Below are 16,582 nucleotides of genomic sequence, written 5' to 3'. Positions count from 1 at the left end.
CGCGGGAACTATCTTGAGCATATTGATCGGGCAGTCACTCGGTTGGACTCGCATACGATGACGCCGTTCGTCCGAGTTTGCGGTAATCCGCCAGCGTCTCACTGAAACGGATGGAGAACACGTATCCAGATCCTCACATCCTGTACCGAGTAAAACTGGTTTCAGACGTCGTGTCGCGGGAACACCCACCCCACTGTGTCAAGTGTTTTTCGAAGGCAACCACCGACAGTTCTCTACCAAATTCTACTGCGTCGAGTAGTCGATATCGATGGCTGGACGTCTCCATGTCTCACCCCACCATGTCGAGTGCTCTTGGAGATCACCAACGACAGTTCTCGTACCATACCCCACGGTGTCACGTGTTCGGTGTGGATGACTGGAGCTCCCTATGTCCCACCCCACCGTGTCGAGTGTTACTAGGAGTTGCTATCGAAGTGGCCTGATCAAAAGACACTCCACCGCGTCAAGTGCTAACCGATAGACTTCAAACATCTATCTTTTCATATGACACACTTGACGCGGTGGGTTTATACGTGTGGGCTGAGTCAAACCTGGCAGGGGATGGCTACGTTCACACGCGACACGGAGATCTTCCGCAACGAGGACATGCTCCGTGAGGATTACCAGCCGGATTCGATCACCGCTCGCGAGGACGAGATTTCGACATACACTGCTGCGCTTCAGCCGATCGTCAACGGCGCACAACCTCGGAACATCTTCTTGTACGGAAAGACGGGCGTCGGGAAGACCGCGGTGTCTCGGTATCTACTGGAGCAGCTACAGCGGGACACGGAGCAGTACGACGACGTCGATCTCTCGGTCTGCTGGCTCAACTGTACGAACCTCTCGTCATCTTACCAAGTCGCGGTTAACCTCGTGAACCAGCTGCGACCCGCAGACGATCAGATCAGCACGACCGGGTATCCCCAGCAGCGCGTGTTCGACATCTTGTACGAGGAATTAGACCAGATCGGCGGGACGGTTCTCCTCGTCCTCGACGAGATCGACCATATTGGCAGCGACGACGAGATCCTGTATGAGATCCCGCGAGCCCGGTCGAACGGCTACCTCTCGAAAGCGAAGCCAGGCGTGATCGGCATCAGCAACGATTTTGGCTTCCGCGACGACCTCTCTCCGAAGGTGAAAGACACCCTCTGTGAGGAGGAGATTCATTTTTCGCCGTACAACGCCCCGGAACTGCGAGCTATTCTCGAAGGGCGAGTGGCCGGTGCCATGTACGATGACGCGGTGGACGACGCCGTGATCGCGTTGTGTGCTGCCATCGCAGCACAAGACACAGGAAGTGCCCGTCAGGCGTTGGATATTCTGTACAAATCTGGTGAGATCGCACGGACAAATAACGAAGAGCGGCTGACAGAAGACCACGTCCATCAGGCTCGCGAGAAGCTCGAACAGAGCCAAGTCGAACACGGGATGCGCGAACTAACGAAACACGGACATCTTGCGCTCGTAGCGATGTTACAGCTCGCGTTCGAGCAGGAGACCCCGGCACGGATTCGCGACGTATACCCGTTGTATCGACGTATCGCGGACGCTTCTAACGTCGACCCGCTCGTTCGTCGTCGCATGCACGACCATCTCGCGGATCTGGCGATGCTTGGCATCCTCGATCGGCAGATGAAAAATGAGGGACGGGCAGGTGGACACTACTACCAGTACAAGTTCGACGTCAACCTCGATATCGTCGGCGACGTGGTTCGGGACTTCGACGGCATCGCGCTCCCAAAGGATGTGGCAGCGCGGATCGAGTGAGTTCGATCGGTTTCGTTCGAGTGGCCTTGGCCAGCGTCGTATGAACACTCGACACAGTGGGGTCACACCGGAGAGCATCTGCCCTCTCTCAGGAAGAACACTTGACACGGTGGGGTGGGTGTGGCGGTGACACGACGGGGCGCAGTCAATATTCGGCTGGATGACGCCACGGAACTGCGGACGATCCTCGAAGGCCGGGCAGACCGCGCCGTCGACGACGAGGCGTGTGGCACGACGGCGATCGCGAAGGCGGCGGCGTTGGCCGCACAGGAGGTGGGGAACGCGCGGCAGGCGCTCGATCTGCGCCGCGTCGGCGCGGAGCGGGCCGAGCAGAACGGCAAGGCGCCGGTCACGGACGACCACGTCACGACCGCGCGGGCCCGAGTCCAGCGCGGTCGGGTCGCGAAGGTGATCCGAGACCAAACCGAGTACGCACAGTACATGCTAGAAGCTATCGCGACCCTCCGGACGAGTGGTAAGGTTCCGGCGCAGTCGACGGGAGATCCAGCGAGCGTCCGAGCGGGTGGCGGCGTCGCACGCCGCCTCACCGCTGTCGACGCTGAAGCGCATCCAGGATCATCTTTTGTACCGCCACATGTTGGGGTTCCTTCGACGCCACGAGCAGAACAAGAGATTGAGCGGGGGGCAGTGCGACGAGTATGAGTTGGATCTCGATCCGGTGATCGGCTTCGAGACGCGGGCGGAGATAGACGAACACACGCAGTAAACGCACACGAAATCTGCGCTGTCTCTCGGAGAGATTCTCGGTGGGACGCGGGCGGGAAAACAGACGAAACGTACTCTCTCCTTCATCGAGGTTGCGGTCGCGGAGATGATGAAGGAGATCCGGACGAATTCGGAACGACTATGATGAACGCAGGGCGGACACAGCGTCGGAACGAGACCGACGACATTATTCGAGTCGCCGACAGAAATCGGTGTAACTCACCGCTATGTCATCGTCAGATCCCGAACCGGTCTCCAGACGCGAGAAACTCGACGCTCTCCGCGACGTCGCGCGGTACAATCCAAAATATACGGCGGCGGTCGTCGTACTCGGGGTCGTCGCCGCGGTGCTTGAGGGCGTGGGACTGAGCTTTATTTTACCAATTGTTGAACTTGTCCAACTCCAAGATCCCGCCGCGGAGGCGGAAGGACTGCTCGCGGTGTTCGTGACGGTCTATCAGACACTCGGGATTCCGTTTACGCTAGGATATATCGTACTCGGTGTGTCAGCCGTGATGGTCACGCGGTACACGACCAGTTTCGCGGTTGCGTGGTTCCGGGAGGCACTCCGGACCTACTACATTCGTGATCTCCAGACGCGGGCTTTTCGCAATGCGTTGAACGCGCGCGTAGAGTACTTCGATAAGGAGGGGTCGGATGATATTTTGAACGCAATCGTCACGCAGACGTACTACGCTGGTCGAGTGATTCAACGAGGGATACAGACCTTTGAAATGTTCTTTTTGGCTGCGATATACTTTCTCGTGGCATTGGTCATCGCACCTGCGCTAACAATCATCACGGGGGTTATTCTCGGCGGGTTCACGGTTTTATTTCGACGCGTTCTTGATTCGGGATACGGCGTGGGAGACGAGGTCGCCGAGGCAAATGAGAAGAGACAGCAGGCCGCACAGGCTGGTACTCAGGGGATCCGTGACGTGCGGATCTATGGTCTTGCTGATGAACTCTTCGAGGATTTCTCACAGGCAGTCAACCAGTATACGGACTCACGAATCATACTGCGTCGTAACGAAGCCGCGATCGACAGGTTTTATAATCTCGTCGTCGCTGTTTCGGTGTTCGTACTGATCTATCTAGCGTTAACGTTCGCGAATCTCTCGGTCGGAGAACTCGGTGTATTCCTCTTCGCGATGTTCCGACTTGGGCCGAAAGCGAGCCGCGTGAACAAACTGTATTATCAAGTTGAAAATGATTTACCGCATTTGGTTCGGACTAATGAATTTATTGAAGAATTAGAGTCGTATAACGAGCCAACTGGATCAAGTCGGAAGATCCCCGAAGAGATCAGGGAGATTGAGTTCGACGACGTCCATTTCTCGTATGACGACGAGGAAGAGGTACTTCGTGGGATCGACTTTACTGTCGAGAAGGGTGAATTCGTCGGTTTCGTTGGCCAATCGGGCGCAGGGAAGTCAACGATTGTCTCGCTTCTCGCCAGATTGTATCCGGTTGATGAAGGTGAGATCAGAGCGAACAGGATTCCAATCGATGAGATGGATATCGCAGAATGGCGCGATCGACTCTCGATGGTCAGACAGGACCCGTTCATCTTCAACGACACGCTGCGGTACAACCTGACGCTCGGGAACCGAGAGGTCTCCGATGAAGAACTCAACCGTGTGTGTTCGATTGCAAAGGTTGACGAGTTCATTGACGAACTTCCGAATGGGTACAAATCTCTTCTCGGCGACGACGGTGTTCGGCTATCGGGCGGACAACAACAGCGCGTTGCGCTCGCGCGGGCGCTGCTGGAGGACGCTGACTTGTTGATTCTCGACGAGGCGACTAGCGACCTTGACTCCAACTTAGAAAAGCAGGTCCAAAAGTCAATCGAGGAGATGGACCGCGACTACGCAATCGTCACGATCGCCCACCGGCTTTCGACAGTGAAGAACGCCGATCGGATCTACACGATCGAGGAGGGCAGGGTTACCGAGACGGGACGACACGACGAACTCGTTGATGAAGACGGGAAGTACGCGGAACTGTATGGTATCCAGACGAGTCGAGAGGGATTCAACTAAACTATTATCAGATTAATTTTTGTGTGAGATGTACTCAATCTCCCGGAGAAGTGTCAATAGGATCATTATCTTGACCGGGACCGTCCGGATGATGATTGACGGCAACACCGCACTCTTGATCGGTGGAGATCAGTCGATCCCGTATTCTACGGTTACTCGATCGCAGCCCACAGATTTCTGGATCCTTGACAACACTGAGCCAGACCACTCGTCGTTTAAATCAACCATCTCAGACGATCGCTGCCGGTTCTTCACCGAAAACGTTCAAGATAATAACTTCTCTCTTGAGCTATGGCCAGCATCAACACCATCGTTCATACGGCAGAAATGAAACGTTAATATCTGTAAATACAATTTGTTCGGGGCAATAAAACTAACACTCGACCTCTAGAATGGTTTCGGAGAGGACTTTTAACTTGGACTACTCACGCCTAACCGGGTATTAGTAGAATCTGGGACCTACAAGAGGTTACTTTGACGGTCGGGCGCGTAAGAGAACTGGCACCCGCTTCAGGCAAGCTGAGCTATATTGTGAATCAGAGATATCGAGGTACAAAAAGAGCTTACTTGTACCCCAGTGCCGCTAATTTCTCTTGTAACGCATCGGAATCTTCCGGGCCAACGTTTGCTTCTCCGGGGATAATCTCTTTTTCACTAGACTGAGGAGTGATCAGCCAAGGAACATCTCTGAGCCCACGAGAAAACACACCAGGATGGCCATAGATCCCCCAGCGACCGAACTCGTTGCCGTGGTCAGACGTAACGACAGTCTGCCCAGGTAGGTCTTCAATGAGTTGTTCCACAGCTGGGAGAACGATCTCAAGATTCTCTTGATATGCTCTTCGAAAATCTTCCTCAGCGACATCATCATGTCGTAACTGTTTCCAGAATTTCCTACCAGAGGAGTAGTGCTGAATGACGCCGTGATCGTATAACTTCTGACCAAATTCGCCGATAAACGGGAAGTGAGGCTGCATAAAATGAATTATCAACCGCTTATTGGGATATTTAACGGCGGCTTCAGCGGCGCTCGTAGCTACCGCTTCTGGGGGCACAACGTTGAGTTCATCATCCCAATGTGATTCCCAGAGTCGAATTCGGTCGTAGAAGCGGGCATCGATGTAGGAGATATTCGGATTGGCGGAGACATACACGATATCCGGAAATTCCGAGTGACCAAAATTCCGTTCGAGAAAATCGACCGTATTTGATCCACGAGAGCGTTTCTTTTGGAGTGCACCGTCCAAAGAGTTTATTTTCTCGAACGTGTCGAAGCGACACGCATCAAGGATGATGAGATTATCCCAATTTTCTTCGACAATATTAATTCCTGGAGGCTGGTTGAATTGCTCTTGGTATATTGTATACAATTCTAGAGCGGCACGGCGGGGGTTCTTAATCCCTTTCCAAAGCTGAGACAGGTCGTGCGAAATAGACGACATATGAGTTATCTTGATCGGAACCGGCATTAATCTTCCATTTCGGGGTTCTACATAATTTAGATGTCGTGGAAAGATAGATCAGTGGAAGGCGGTACTCATGTGTGTATGTTCAGTGAACTCGACGATATTGGTCAGGGAGTTCACCCAGTTAGAGCGTCCGGGATACAGTGGAAAGAGCGGTGTATCCCCGATGAAAGCCGCCATCCCGCTGTATGTGCTCGGCGGTGCCATGATGTAATCGCAGAGAGAAAGCTGGACGAAGGAATCGATGTAACTTCCATTAAATTGCCCACTTGCCAGTAGATAGTGATCTTCAGAAAAATGCTCTCGCTCAACGAGACTCTCATCAGACGACACAATAAAGCCGACATCACGATCGGGGAAACGTTCATTTCTAATGCTATTTACCCACTGATTGTACGTTTCGGGATCGAAGAAGTACATTCCATCCTGCCAACTAGAATAATCGCCTCGCCGAATGTGAACGCCCATCAGTAAATCATGGTTTTTTTCAAATTCGTCTAAGTGATCGGCAGCGTTTCTATAGTAGTAGTCGGCCGGTTGTAGTTCTAATCTGATTTTCCCGGAATATTCGAAGACAAGCGGCCAACACCGAAGTCCCCATCCAGCGACGACTGTGTTATCCACGTCTCGTATCCGCTGGAGGAACGAACCATCTTCAAGATCCAAATTTGTCAGCTCTTCGCCCGGAAGTGGGTATATGATCTCCCCCCCATTTACAACGAAACTTTGGGAATTTCTCTGTTTAGTTGCTACCCAGTGTAAGAGGAGAATCTGTACGGGATCGATACGTGTGGTTGCAATCCGACTACTGATTTCGTTCTGGAGGCGTGTTACTATGTAACTAGCGTTACCGGGGTACAGTGAACTGAGAAGCACATCAAACAAACTCATGCCGCTCACTGTGGTTGGCTGCTGAGATGTTCCGAAGTATTGTTTACCATATTTGAGCATCGGAATATTTATTATGTCGAATTTAGGGTGTTTAATACCAAAGGCCAACAAATTCGCCTGAGTGAGTAACTGGTTGCCTAACCGTCCACCACCCGCAGAAAATATGAATCTTGAAACCATTTGCTGGTACCATCAGAAGCAGACAGTAATAAAGTATTTTTTCATTTCCCGGATGGTCGGAAGTCGGGAGACCTACTCTGTTTTGGAACCACCAAACCAGACAGCATATGGATGTGACAATATATAACCGCGTGAGAGTCGTCGATCCTCCGTTTGTTTATGAGAATACATCTCAATACTGATAAGGGTGTCAAGCTTATCATGAAGGAGAACGCGGTCAAGCATTCTGGTAGGTGTTCAGAGGATGCCCGACCACGTGGTTGAGTAAGCACGCGAGCAAAACGTATTTTCGCGTGAAGATACGCCAACAGAACAGCGCATCGAAGAAGCATTTCTGTATCACGTGGGTCTCTCGTACCGCCGGGTAGTGAGAGTAGTTGGGCGTTCGTATGAGGCCGTACTCCAGTGGTATCATCGGTTGGCGCACCTGTTCGAACCGTAGCCCGACTACCATTCGACGATTGCGATCGACGAGACCAAGCTGAAGTCGAAGAGAATGAGGTCTACGTCTGGGCGGCAATAGATGTGGACACCTTCGAAGTGGTCCATATCAAGATCCCTTCTAGCAGATATGACCTCGATGCGTTGCTGTTCATCAAGCTAGTCCTGAAGCGGTGTCACGGTGAGCCAGTTGTGCTAGTTTATCCCGGACCATGGTACAACTGGGCGCTTGACGATCTCGGTCTTTGTCAGTCACGCCGAGAAACGCGGGGGAAGGGTCTCTGATCGAAGCCTGGTTCGGCTTGTTGAAATGCCAAACTAGGCTCTTCTACAGCCGGTCCCCCCACCAGAGCTCCTGGGTCAAAGCCCTCGCAGCCTTCCACAATACGATCCTCTAATCTTGGCACTCTTTTACATAATATTCCGACCTATTTATTAGCAAAATCTGCGAGATTGTTCTAAGACTACCAGCAAATCAAACCAGTTAGATTTAGGTGACGCATGTACTATCAACTTGGTAGTGGGAACCAGCACAAGTTCATCACGATGGGGGCGGTTAAGCCAACAGTTGTCCACACTGACTGCGGCGATTCCCGATCGAAGGTCGTTCCTGCTTCTGCAGCTGTACCTGTACCTTGGATTCGTATTTTCAGTCTATATCTGGTATCTCCATCCAGTGAATCCCAACGGATGGCCACTTGATGTTTCCTTGATTAAGATTCTACAGTCAGTAGTTTTCTCTACGGTTGCGATGCTAGTGATCCCAAGCGACCAGCACCCGTTCGTTGCCCTCTCCGGATGGCTGTTACTCATCTTTACAATCGTACCTGTCACGGCTTACTACGCCCTGACTAGCGGACCGCAGTTGTTCACAGCCACGGTTGTATTGGCATTTCTGATCGCAATAGAGGTCGGAAAGAGAACTCCACGTATTATTCCCGTGCTCAATAACCCCAATCTGAACCTTGCTGGCTACGGGGCCCACTTCGTCATCGGATCTCTTTTAATACTCATCGGGATCGTACTCCTGGGACTCTTCATCGCGAACGGTCCTCCTCGGACGGATCCGCTTTTCTATCAAAATACATATGAAATTCGCGGGGAACTGGAGTTACCCTTCCGCAACTTTGGCTACCTCAGAGCCTGGGCCGGTAATGTTGCGATTCCTATATTGGCGGCCATTTACTTGTACAGAGGAAGCTATCGGTTATTCGGAATAGTGGTCGTTACAAATCTATTACTTTATATGTGGACACCGTTTAAGCTCCTTGTTGCCCTACTGCCCTTCGTTGTTGGCGTACTGTGGTTGGAATACCATAACAAAATTAATGGTGGCGTTTTAGCGGCCGCTGTGACAGTGATGGTCGGGATCTTTGCCATCGGAGCACTCACCGGTACCACATTACCCCGATACCTCGTCGCCGCTCGGATGATCTTCTGGCAAGGGCGTGCTCACTTCATATTTTTTGAGTTCTTTAATTCAAACCAACATGTGATTTTCACCTCTACACCTTTGAATCCCCTTGATTATCCGTATTCGAAACCGGTCCCATTCGTCGTCTCTGAGGCATCCGGATTGGTTGGCGAACATAATATGAATGCTGGGATTTTTGCTGATGCATTCGCACAGGGAGGGTACGCCGGCGTGCTCATTATTGGGGCGGCACTGGGGTTCCTGCTCGCTGCCTTAGAATCACTCGCCAAAGTCAGTGACTATCGGATTCTGCTGGCTGGCGTTGCTATCCCATTCTTCAACCAAACACAAAGCGCATTCACCATTGGGTTGCTGACCGGTGGCTTCCTCCTCGTTATTGGGATCGGCGTCTTGTACGATAGCTAAGACCTCGCAATTGAGCACTTGTGGTTCCAGTTGGGGTGCTCTACTTTGTTGAATCCGAAGACGGCGCAGGGATCACTGTCTGAGAGCCTGTTCGAGGTTGTAGACTGCGGCGGTCAACATCAACCCGCGGTACCACGCACGAGGGTGGACAGCGGGACCGAATCGACGCTTGATGGTCGAAAAGGCGGTCTCGGCCATCCAGCGCTGGCCGTATAGCTCGCTGTCCAACCGTGCGTTGTGTGCGTGATCGTAATGAGCGAACAGCCGCTGCCGCAGCAAGGGTCGGACGCCCGCTGAACGGAGGGCGTCCCGGAGAGATAGGTCGTCATAGCCTTTGTCGCCGGCAAGACTCTCGATCTTCGCGGTGTTGTGAAGGGCGACTCGACGGCCGGTTTGGATGTCGTGAGGCCAGTGTGCCGAGCAGTGAAGATCGAGGATAGCACACGAGTCTGTATCGACGAGTGCCCGTCGTTTTGAGCGTGCGTATGTGGCTATCTGAGCGGTGTTGGTAGTGTCTCGATGCCGTTTCCCGATCGAAGAATGTGGCATCGGTGGCACCGTGCGAGCCCGGATCGCAGATGGTCGTAGACTCCCGAAGGAACCCGCGCCACACGGACATGGGCACCCTCTCAAACGACCGGACAGCGTTGAGGGTGCGGGAAATGCCGTTCAAGCGAGCTGTAACAGACCACGCACGCGATCCATCTCACTCGCCCAATCCACGATCTCACGGTACGTCGCATCTGCTCTGTTGAATCCGCAGAATGCGTTGGGATCGGGTCTCTATATCCAGTTCAGTGGCGCTGCCGTGAGAATCCAGAGATGGAATCTTGGCAGCGAGAAAGAAGATCGAAATCGTCAAGTAGATCGATCCAAGTCGTCGATGCCGAAGAGGGGAAATATCCGCGGTTTCAGAGATAGGGACCCCGTGCCGTCATCGGATTCAACAGAGCAAACTCGACAGTAAATAGGAGCTATATCCATCAATTTATGCCTCTATGAGAATAGCAATAGCCAAATAATGGCAGAGAAAATCAATATTGGCCTCGTTACTAATATTCCGTCCCCATATCGGATACCGTTATTCAACGCTATTGCTGGACGAGACGGCGTAGGTCTAACGGTCTACTTCATGGATGTCACCGAAAAGAACCGCTCGTGGGCAGTTGCCCCGGAAGAATGGGAGTTTGATCATGTGTTTCTAGATGGCTCAACATGGCATTCAAACATGCTAGATCGTTCGGTAGCGGTCAACTGGGGCGTGATCCCCCGCTTTCGAGAAGCATCTCACGATGTAATTGTTGTTGGGGGATATAACCACACAACATGTTGGGTGACGCTCGTATACTCAAAGCTCTCTGGCACGCCGATCGTCCCATGGAACGGCACTTGGACCAGAAGTATTCGACTCAATAACCCGATTGCCAACACACTCCGCCGAGCGTTCGCTCAGAGCGGACAGGCCTGGATCGCGTATGGTTCAAGAGCGGCAGCCGCGCTATCGTCGTGGGGGGCCGATGAGAACCGGGTTTTCGAAGCGACGAACACTGTTGACGTAGCACGGTTCGCAGAGCAATCGAAGCAGATATCACGTCAACATAGAGGTGACGGATTCGAACTGCTGTACTGTGGTCAACTGATCAAGCGAAAAAACGTTAGAACAATTATAAGCGCGTTATCTAACTTCCCGGAAGACGATATTTTGTTTACTATCGTGGGGGATGGGACAGAGATGGAGTCGTTACAGCGACTGTCTGAGGAAGCGGACATTAACGTGAGTTTTGAAGGATACGTTTCACGTGATGAGTTATATCGATATTATTCTAATGCCGACATACTGGTTTTGCCGTCGAAAGAAGAGGTGTGGGGACTTGTTGTCAACGAGGCGCTGGCATGTGGGACACCCGCTATTGTCTCCACCGAATGTGGCTGTGCGCCCGATCTTATCAGAGAGGGATTTAATGGAAATACATTCACACCGACAGATCCTGATTCGTTTATCAACACAATTACACCCCTACTTGAGGGAACAAATGAGTATGCAGACGCTGATGCTATCCGACAGGACGCGCTGGACCGTTTTGGAATCGAAAAAGCCGCCAACGCGTTTGTTTCTGCTTGTCAGACAGCGAGTAGGCAATATAAATAGGGTGTTTCGCTGAATGCAGCCACTTCTTGTTAACAGTCACAGCCATCGAGGTGGGGCAGCGGTTGCAACTCGGCGATTACACCATGGTCTCAGAGCTACAGGTATCAATTCAAAGATGCTCGTACAACGGGGACAGGCTCAAGAGGATTCAGTATTTGGTCCGGAATCTCGACTCGACAAGTGGGTAGGGGAACTTCGGTACAAAGCAAACTATTTGCCACTCTGGAGACGCTACTTCTTGGAGGATCAGCCGGGCCTATTTTCACCGACCTGGGTGCCAGACCGGCTATCAGCCCGCACCCATGAGCTATCTCCAGATATTCTACACCTCCACTGGACAGCTGGATTTATCCGGCCAGAAGCGATCGGAGAGATCGACACCCCCCTCGTGTGGACACTCCATGATATGTGGCCGTTCACTGGTGGGTGCCATTACGCCGGGGGCTGTCAGCAATATCAACACAGGTGTGGAGAGTGTCCGGTTTTAGGGAGTACTACAGAGAATGACCGCTCTAGGTCATTATGGAACCGAAAACAAACCGCGTGGGAAGATCAAGAGTTTACGGTGGTCACCCCCAGTACGTGGATGGAAGCGAAAGCCCGTGAGAGTTCTTTATTCAAATCAAGCAATATTGTAACTATACCAAATGGCCTTGATCTCGAACGGTATCGACCTGTCGACGGCGAGCAGGCTCGTAAAACGCTCTCTATCGAAACGGACGACGAGCTTATATTATTCACAAGCGCCGATAGTACGCTTCGAAAGGGAGGTCACCACCTACGTACAGCCCTCGATCAGCTCACGCTCGACCCCGCATCCCATTCACTAGTTGTGTTCGGAGACGTAGGAGACAAACTCAAAGATACTGAGTATGACGTATATGAATTGGGGTATATTGACTCATCAGCCGTTCCTCTGGCATATAGCGCAGCAGATGTTACGGTTATCCCATCAGAACAAGACAATCTTCCCAACACTGGATTGGAATCTCTAGCGTGTGGGACACCGTGTGTCGCCTTCGAGATTGGTGGGATACCAGATATAATTGAATCCGGCCGAAACGGCTATTTGGCGAGCCCATTCGATGCAGGGGCATTAGCGGAGGGTATTGAAACTGTTATAGAGAATAAGAAGCAATTATCTGAAAATGCGAGAACGACTGCGGAAAATCGGTTCGATATCACTAATACTGCTCAGGAATACATTCAGCTGTACCGATCGATACTCTGATATTCATTTTTTCGTATAACTGAGTCCGTATCGGAGTTGTCCGCTCTGGTCTTCTGACGACCGATTTTCAACAAATTTCTCAAAAGCATCGTTTTGATTGGTATCATCAGAGATCAAGAGTCCTCCCTCACGGAGATGCTCCCAAGCAATTTCGTATTCGAACAACATACAGGGGAACGAGTGCTCTGAGTCGTGAATAAACACATCTAATGGCTCTGAGGCCTCTAGAATCCCTGGGAGTAACCGTTGACTCTTTCCCATCTCTAACGTCCAACGGCCCTGGACTGAATCTGGGATGATCCATCCAGAATCCCTACCAGCAGGAATAGTCGTAGCAGGATTATCGTCGAACGTTTCGTCACGAAACTCACTGACTGACTCATCGGCGCGGAGCGGTAGATCAACCGAATACAGGTGGCCCGATCCGTTCATTTCTAACGCAGCGAGCAAATAGAGGGTAGAGAATCCGTGGCGGACACCCGTTTCGACAATTGTGTCTGGTTCAAGTGATCTTACAAGAGTATAGTACTTCTCACCCATGCACGGATTTCCAATAGATTCGTCCCCGTAGGTGTCCGTTAGTCGTTCTCGAGCCTGATCAAACCAGCCAGAAACAGGCGAACTCTGCAATTCCGCACGGTAGGAATTGTATTCCGTGGTATCCTCGAAAAAGCGGTCGATTACAGCTTTATCAATCACCGACTGCCGTTGACGCTGTCCGGTCCGATACTTGAATTCATGGTACCCCCGTCTAATTTTTGGTTGGATACTTTCGGGTGCTAGTTCGTACAGTTTCCGAAGTCCACTCATTGTCCAGCCACGATCTCATCCATGGTTCAGTTCATCTGTTGTGATGCCTCCATCCGTAATGATTCCTTCGTTGGAGATCCTTCGTATATATAAAAGACCACTCAGGTATATTCACTATTATATACAACCAATCAAGCCTTAGTTCTGTCGAAATTAACATACGAGAACTTGATAAGATAGTGGCTTCATTCTTGTCGAAAGGGTTAGAAAGACCCAATCATTCTAGTCGGTTCTGTTGAATCCGCAGAAGGCGTCGGGATCGATTCATTCTGTGCTCGATTCAGAGCCGCTACCGAAAGAATTTTGAAGATAGAATCTTGACAGAGAGCGAGAAGATCGAGGTCACTGGGTGGATCGATCCAATTCATCGTTATCGAATACCGAGATAAAAGTAGCTTCAGAGATCGTGATCCCCGTGCCATCATCGGGTTCAACAGAGCACACTGAACTGGAATCCTTAAAATAACCTCTCACATAAGGGTGGATGTCTTTTAATGGGTCCTCGAAAACTCGAATCGTCTCGTGCTGGTCGTCGATCGTGAATTTTCTTGACTCCGCCCGAACCACGAACCCGTTCGCCAGATAGTGTTTCCCGCCACTACCATCAACATCTGACTCGGGATACAGATGCTCGTACGCACCCAGCGATTCGATGATCTCGACCTCGATACCCAGTTCCTCCCTAGCCACGCGATGTACGGCATCCTCCAAGCGTTCACCCTTTCGAACACGTCCGCCGGGGACGAACCACTCGCCTTTTGCTGGCTCGTTGGTCCGCTTCGCCAGAACTAGGCCGTCGTCGGTCAGCACCACCAGATCGACCGAGACGATCGGGACGTTTCGGACGATCGATTCCCACTCGTCGTCGGGGATCCACTCGACGGGCTCCGGGCCGTCCTCACTCATCGATGATCGTCTCGCGGTTGGCTTCGTACCACTGGATCGTCTCGCGGAGACCGTCCCGGAACTCAGTCGAGGCTGTCCAGTCAAACCGGTCTTCCGCTCGGGAGGTGTCGAGTTTCCGGCGGGGCTGTCCGTCCGGCTTCGAGGTGTCCCACTCGATCGTGCCCTCGAAGTCGGTCAGGTCGGCAATCAGTTCGATCAAGGTTTTGATGCTGATCTCTTCGCCGCTCCCCAAGTTCACCGGCTTGGAGGCGTTGTACCGCTCGGTCGCATCGAGGATACCCGCCGCCGCGTCCTTCACGTAGAGGAACTCCCGCGTCGGCTCGCCAGTCCCCCACGCGGTTATCGAGTTGTCGCCACGCTCTCTGGCTTCGACGCACTTCCTGATGATTGCGGGGATAACGTGAGACGTTTCGAGATCGAAGTCGTCACGCGGTCCGTAGAGGTTCACCGGCAGCAGGTAGATGCTGTCGAAGTCGTACTGCTCGCGATAGGCCCACGACTGGGTGTGAAGGGCCTTCTTCGCGATGCCGTAGGGTGCGTTCGTTTTCTCGGGGTACCCCGCGTAGAGATCCTCCTCGCTGAACGGTACGGGCGTGTCTTCCGGGTAGGCGCAGATCGTACCCAGAATGGTACACTTCTCGACGTCGTACTGTCGGGCCTGTTCGATGAGTTCGATGCCCATCACCGCATTATCGTAAAAATACCGCCCCGGATTCTTCCGGTTCGCACCGATACCGCCGACAGTTGCCGCGAGGTGAATAACAACGTCGGCCTCGCTGTCCTCGAACGCCCGCTGGATATCGACTTTCTCCCGAAGGTCGTACTCGTCCGATCGAGGGACAAAGATGTTGATGTCGTTGGAGCGAGTACGAAGTTCCTCGACGAGGTGACCGCCGAGAAATCCTGACCCACCTGTCACCATCACCGTCTTCCCGTCCCAGAACTCCGTGGTGTCCCGATTCATCGCCAGTCTACCCGGCCGTACCAGCTGTCAGGGTTGTTCGCGTACCAGTCGATCGTTCGGCGGATCCCCTCACGCCAAGATACCTCGGGTTCCCAACCCGTTTCCTCGTTGATTTTCTCGTAGCCGACGAGGAGTTCTTCAACGTCGCTATCCCCGGGCCGGAATCGGTCGTCGTCCTGAACGATTTCAGGATCTTCCCAATAACCGTGTTCGGATCCCACTTCGAGAATCGTGTCCGCCCACTCTTGCATCGAAATATTCTCACCGTGGCCATAGACGTACTGTTCACCCGGCGATCCGCCGAGCGCGACGTGGAGGTGTCCCCTAACGCCATCGGCAACATAACACATGTCGCGCTTTGGCGTCAGGTTACCGAGCTCGACGATATCCCGTTCGAGTGCCTGTGTGATGATCGTTCCCGTAATGTATCGGGGGTTCTGTCGAGGGCCGTAGTTGTTGAACATCCGCGTCGTGACTGTTGGCAGTCCGTACGCGTCGTGGTAGTTCATCGTTAAGAAGTCCGCGGCCAACTTCGAAGTCGCATAAACACTCGTCGGGTTGACCGGAGACCGCTCGCTAAGGAGGACCCGACCGTCTTCTTTGAACTCGTGCTTGTCTTTCACGTTCTCGTCGACATTTCCGTACTCCTCGCTCGTCCCAGCAGTGTCAAATTTCGCGATATCGAGATCCAGATCGACAACCGACTGGAGAAGATTCAGCGTTCCGGTAACGTTTGTATCAACGGTTTCGTAGGGGCGCTCCCACGATTCGCCCACGTGTGCTTGGGCAGCAAGATGGAAAATAAGGATATCGCTGTGCCCCTTGAGTGTTTCAAGGGCTTCTCTGACAGAGAGTTTATCTCGGAGATCGCCGCGATGTACCGTGATTTCATCTCTGTGGTGGCGAATGTTGTTTAATTCTCCACTAGAGGTTGCTCGAACGAAAACATGTACGTCTGCCCCGAGTCCGACGAGTCGATCGACGAGGTGTGATCCGACGAATCCGTCAGCACCGGTGACGAACACCGGACGATCTACAAGTTGGGAGTCGAGATTCATCTGATGGAAGAATAAACACGTGCCTTCATCTATGTTTTCATCTGTAGCCACCGGAACCAGTTTCACGATCAGGATTGCGGAGTGTGTTTGGGTGCTAGACGA

The 16,582-nt window shown here is 52.4% G+C and carries 13 protein-coding genes; 6 read left to right on the top strand and 7 right to left on the bottom strand.

Annotation, left to right across the window (positions count from 1 at the left end; genetic code table 11):
* Window positions 1-561: 561 nt before the first annotated feature.
* From B4V06_RS05875 to B4V06_RS05865, 3 genes are all read left to right on the top strand, one after another.
* Window positions 562-1,773 (top strand): orc1/cdc6 family replication initiation protein, encoded by a 1,212-nt coding sequence (locus B4V06_RS05875; RefSeq protein WP_498168272.1) that lies wholly within the window; start codon window positions 562-564, stop codon window positions 1,771-1,773.
* A gap of 120 nt (window positions 1,774-1,893) precedes the next feature.
* Window positions 1,894-2,436: a hypothetical protein gene (locus B4V06_RS05870; protein WP_498168269.1), complete on the top strand. Its 543-nt coding sequence runs from the start codon at window positions 1,894-1,896 to the stop codon at window positions 2,434-2,436.
* 290 nt (window positions 2,437-2,726) lie between these two features.
* Window positions 2,727-4,544 carry an ABC transporter ATP-binding protein gene (locus B4V06_RS05865; protein WP_498168266.1) on the top strand — a complete coding sequence of 606 codons (1,818 nt, stop codon included), beginning with the start codon at window positions 2,727-2,729 and terminating at the stop codon, window positions 4,542-4,544.
* 563 nt (window positions 4,545-5,107) lie between these two features.
* On the opposite strand, the gene B4V06_RS05860 is transcribed toward B4V06_RS05865, so the two are convergent.
* Window positions 5,108-6,013 (bottom strand): hypothetical protein, encoded by a 906-nt coding sequence (locus B4V06_RS05860; RefSeq protein ID WP_498168263.1) that lies wholly within the window; start codon window positions 6,011-6,013, stop codon window positions 5,108-5,110.
* A 51-nt stretch (window positions 6,014-6,064) separates the two neighbouring features.
* Window positions 6,065-7,081, bottom strand: a complete 1,017-nt coding sequence (locus tag B4V06_RS05855; protein WP_498168260.1) for an O-fucosyltransferase family protein — start codon at window positions 7,079-7,081, stop codon at window positions 6,065-6,067.
* A 961-nt stretch (window positions 7,082-8,042) separates the two neighbouring features.
* Here B4V06_RS05855 and B4V06_RS05850 point away from each other — a divergent pair.
* Window positions 8,043-9,362 (top strand): hypothetical protein, encoded by a 1,320-nt coding sequence (locus B4V06_RS05850; RefSeq protein ID WP_498168258.1) that lies wholly within the window; start codon window positions 8,043-8,045, stop codon window positions 9,360-9,362.
* A 72-nt stretch (window positions 9,363-9,434) separates the two neighbouring features.
* Here B4V06_RS05850 and B4V06_RS05845 read toward each other — a convergent pair whose 3' ends face one another.
* Window positions 9,435-9,911, bottom strand: coding sequence for a transposase (locus B4V06_RS05845; protein ID WP_498168256.1), 477 nt, complete (start codon window positions 9,909-9,911; stop codon window positions 9,435-9,437).
* A 472-nt stretch (window positions 9,912-10,383) separates the two neighbouring features.
* Here B4V06_RS05845 and B4V06_RS05840 point away from each other — a divergent pair, with 472 nt between their 5' ends.
* Entirely contained in the window at window positions 10,384-11,511 is a 1,128-nt protein-coding gene (locus tag B4V06_RS05840; protein WP_498168254.1) for a glycosyltransferase family 4 protein, read from the top strand.
* Between the two features lie 13 nt (window positions 11,512-11,524).
* Entirely contained in the window at window positions 11,525-12,742 is a 1,218-nt protein-coding gene (locus B4V06_RS05835; protein WP_498168252.1) for a glycosyltransferase family 4 protein, read from the top strand.
* Between the two features lie 3 nt (window positions 12,743-12,745).
* Here the strand turns inward: B4V06_RS05835 and B4V06_RS05830 are convergent, their stop codons facing one another.
* The 4 genes from B4V06_RS05830 to B4V06_RS05815 all read right to left on the bottom strand — a co-directional run bounded on the left by B4V06_RS05830 (window position 12,746) and on the right by B4V06_RS05815 (window position 16,480).
* Complete coding sequence (locus tag B4V06_RS05830) at window positions 12,746-13,552, bottom strand: class I SAM-dependent methyltransferase (protein WP_498168250.1); 807 nt, start codon at window positions 13,550-13,552, stop codon at window positions 12,746-12,748.
* A 342-nt stretch (window positions 13,553-13,894) separates the two neighbouring features.
* Window positions 13,895-14,458: an NUDIX domain-containing protein gene (locus B4V06_RS05825; protein WP_498168248.1), complete on the bottom strand. Its 564-nt coding sequence runs from the start codon at window positions 14,456-14,458 to the stop codon at window positions 13,895-13,897.
* Entirely contained in the window at window positions 14,451-15,422 is a 972-nt protein-coding gene (locus B4V06_RS05820; protein WP_498168246.1) for a GDP-L-fucose synthase family protein, read from the bottom strand. Before B4V06_RS05820 ends, B4V06_RS05825 begins: the two co-directional genes overlap by 8 nt.
* Complete coding sequence (locus tag B4V06_RS05815; protein ID WP_498168244.1) at window positions 15,419-16,480, bottom strand: GDP-mannose 4,6-dehydratase; 1,062 nt, start codon at window positions 16,478-16,480, stop codon at window positions 15,419-15,421. The genes B4V06_RS05820 and B4V06_RS05815 overlap by 4 nt, the downstream gene beginning before the upstream one ends.
* Window positions 16,481-16,582: the final 102 nt, after the last annotated feature.

Source organism: Halorubrum sp. B53 (assembly GCF_059752395.1).
Note: the sequence above shows the minus strand (reverse complement) of the source record. Positions and strands in the feature narration are given on the sequence as shown.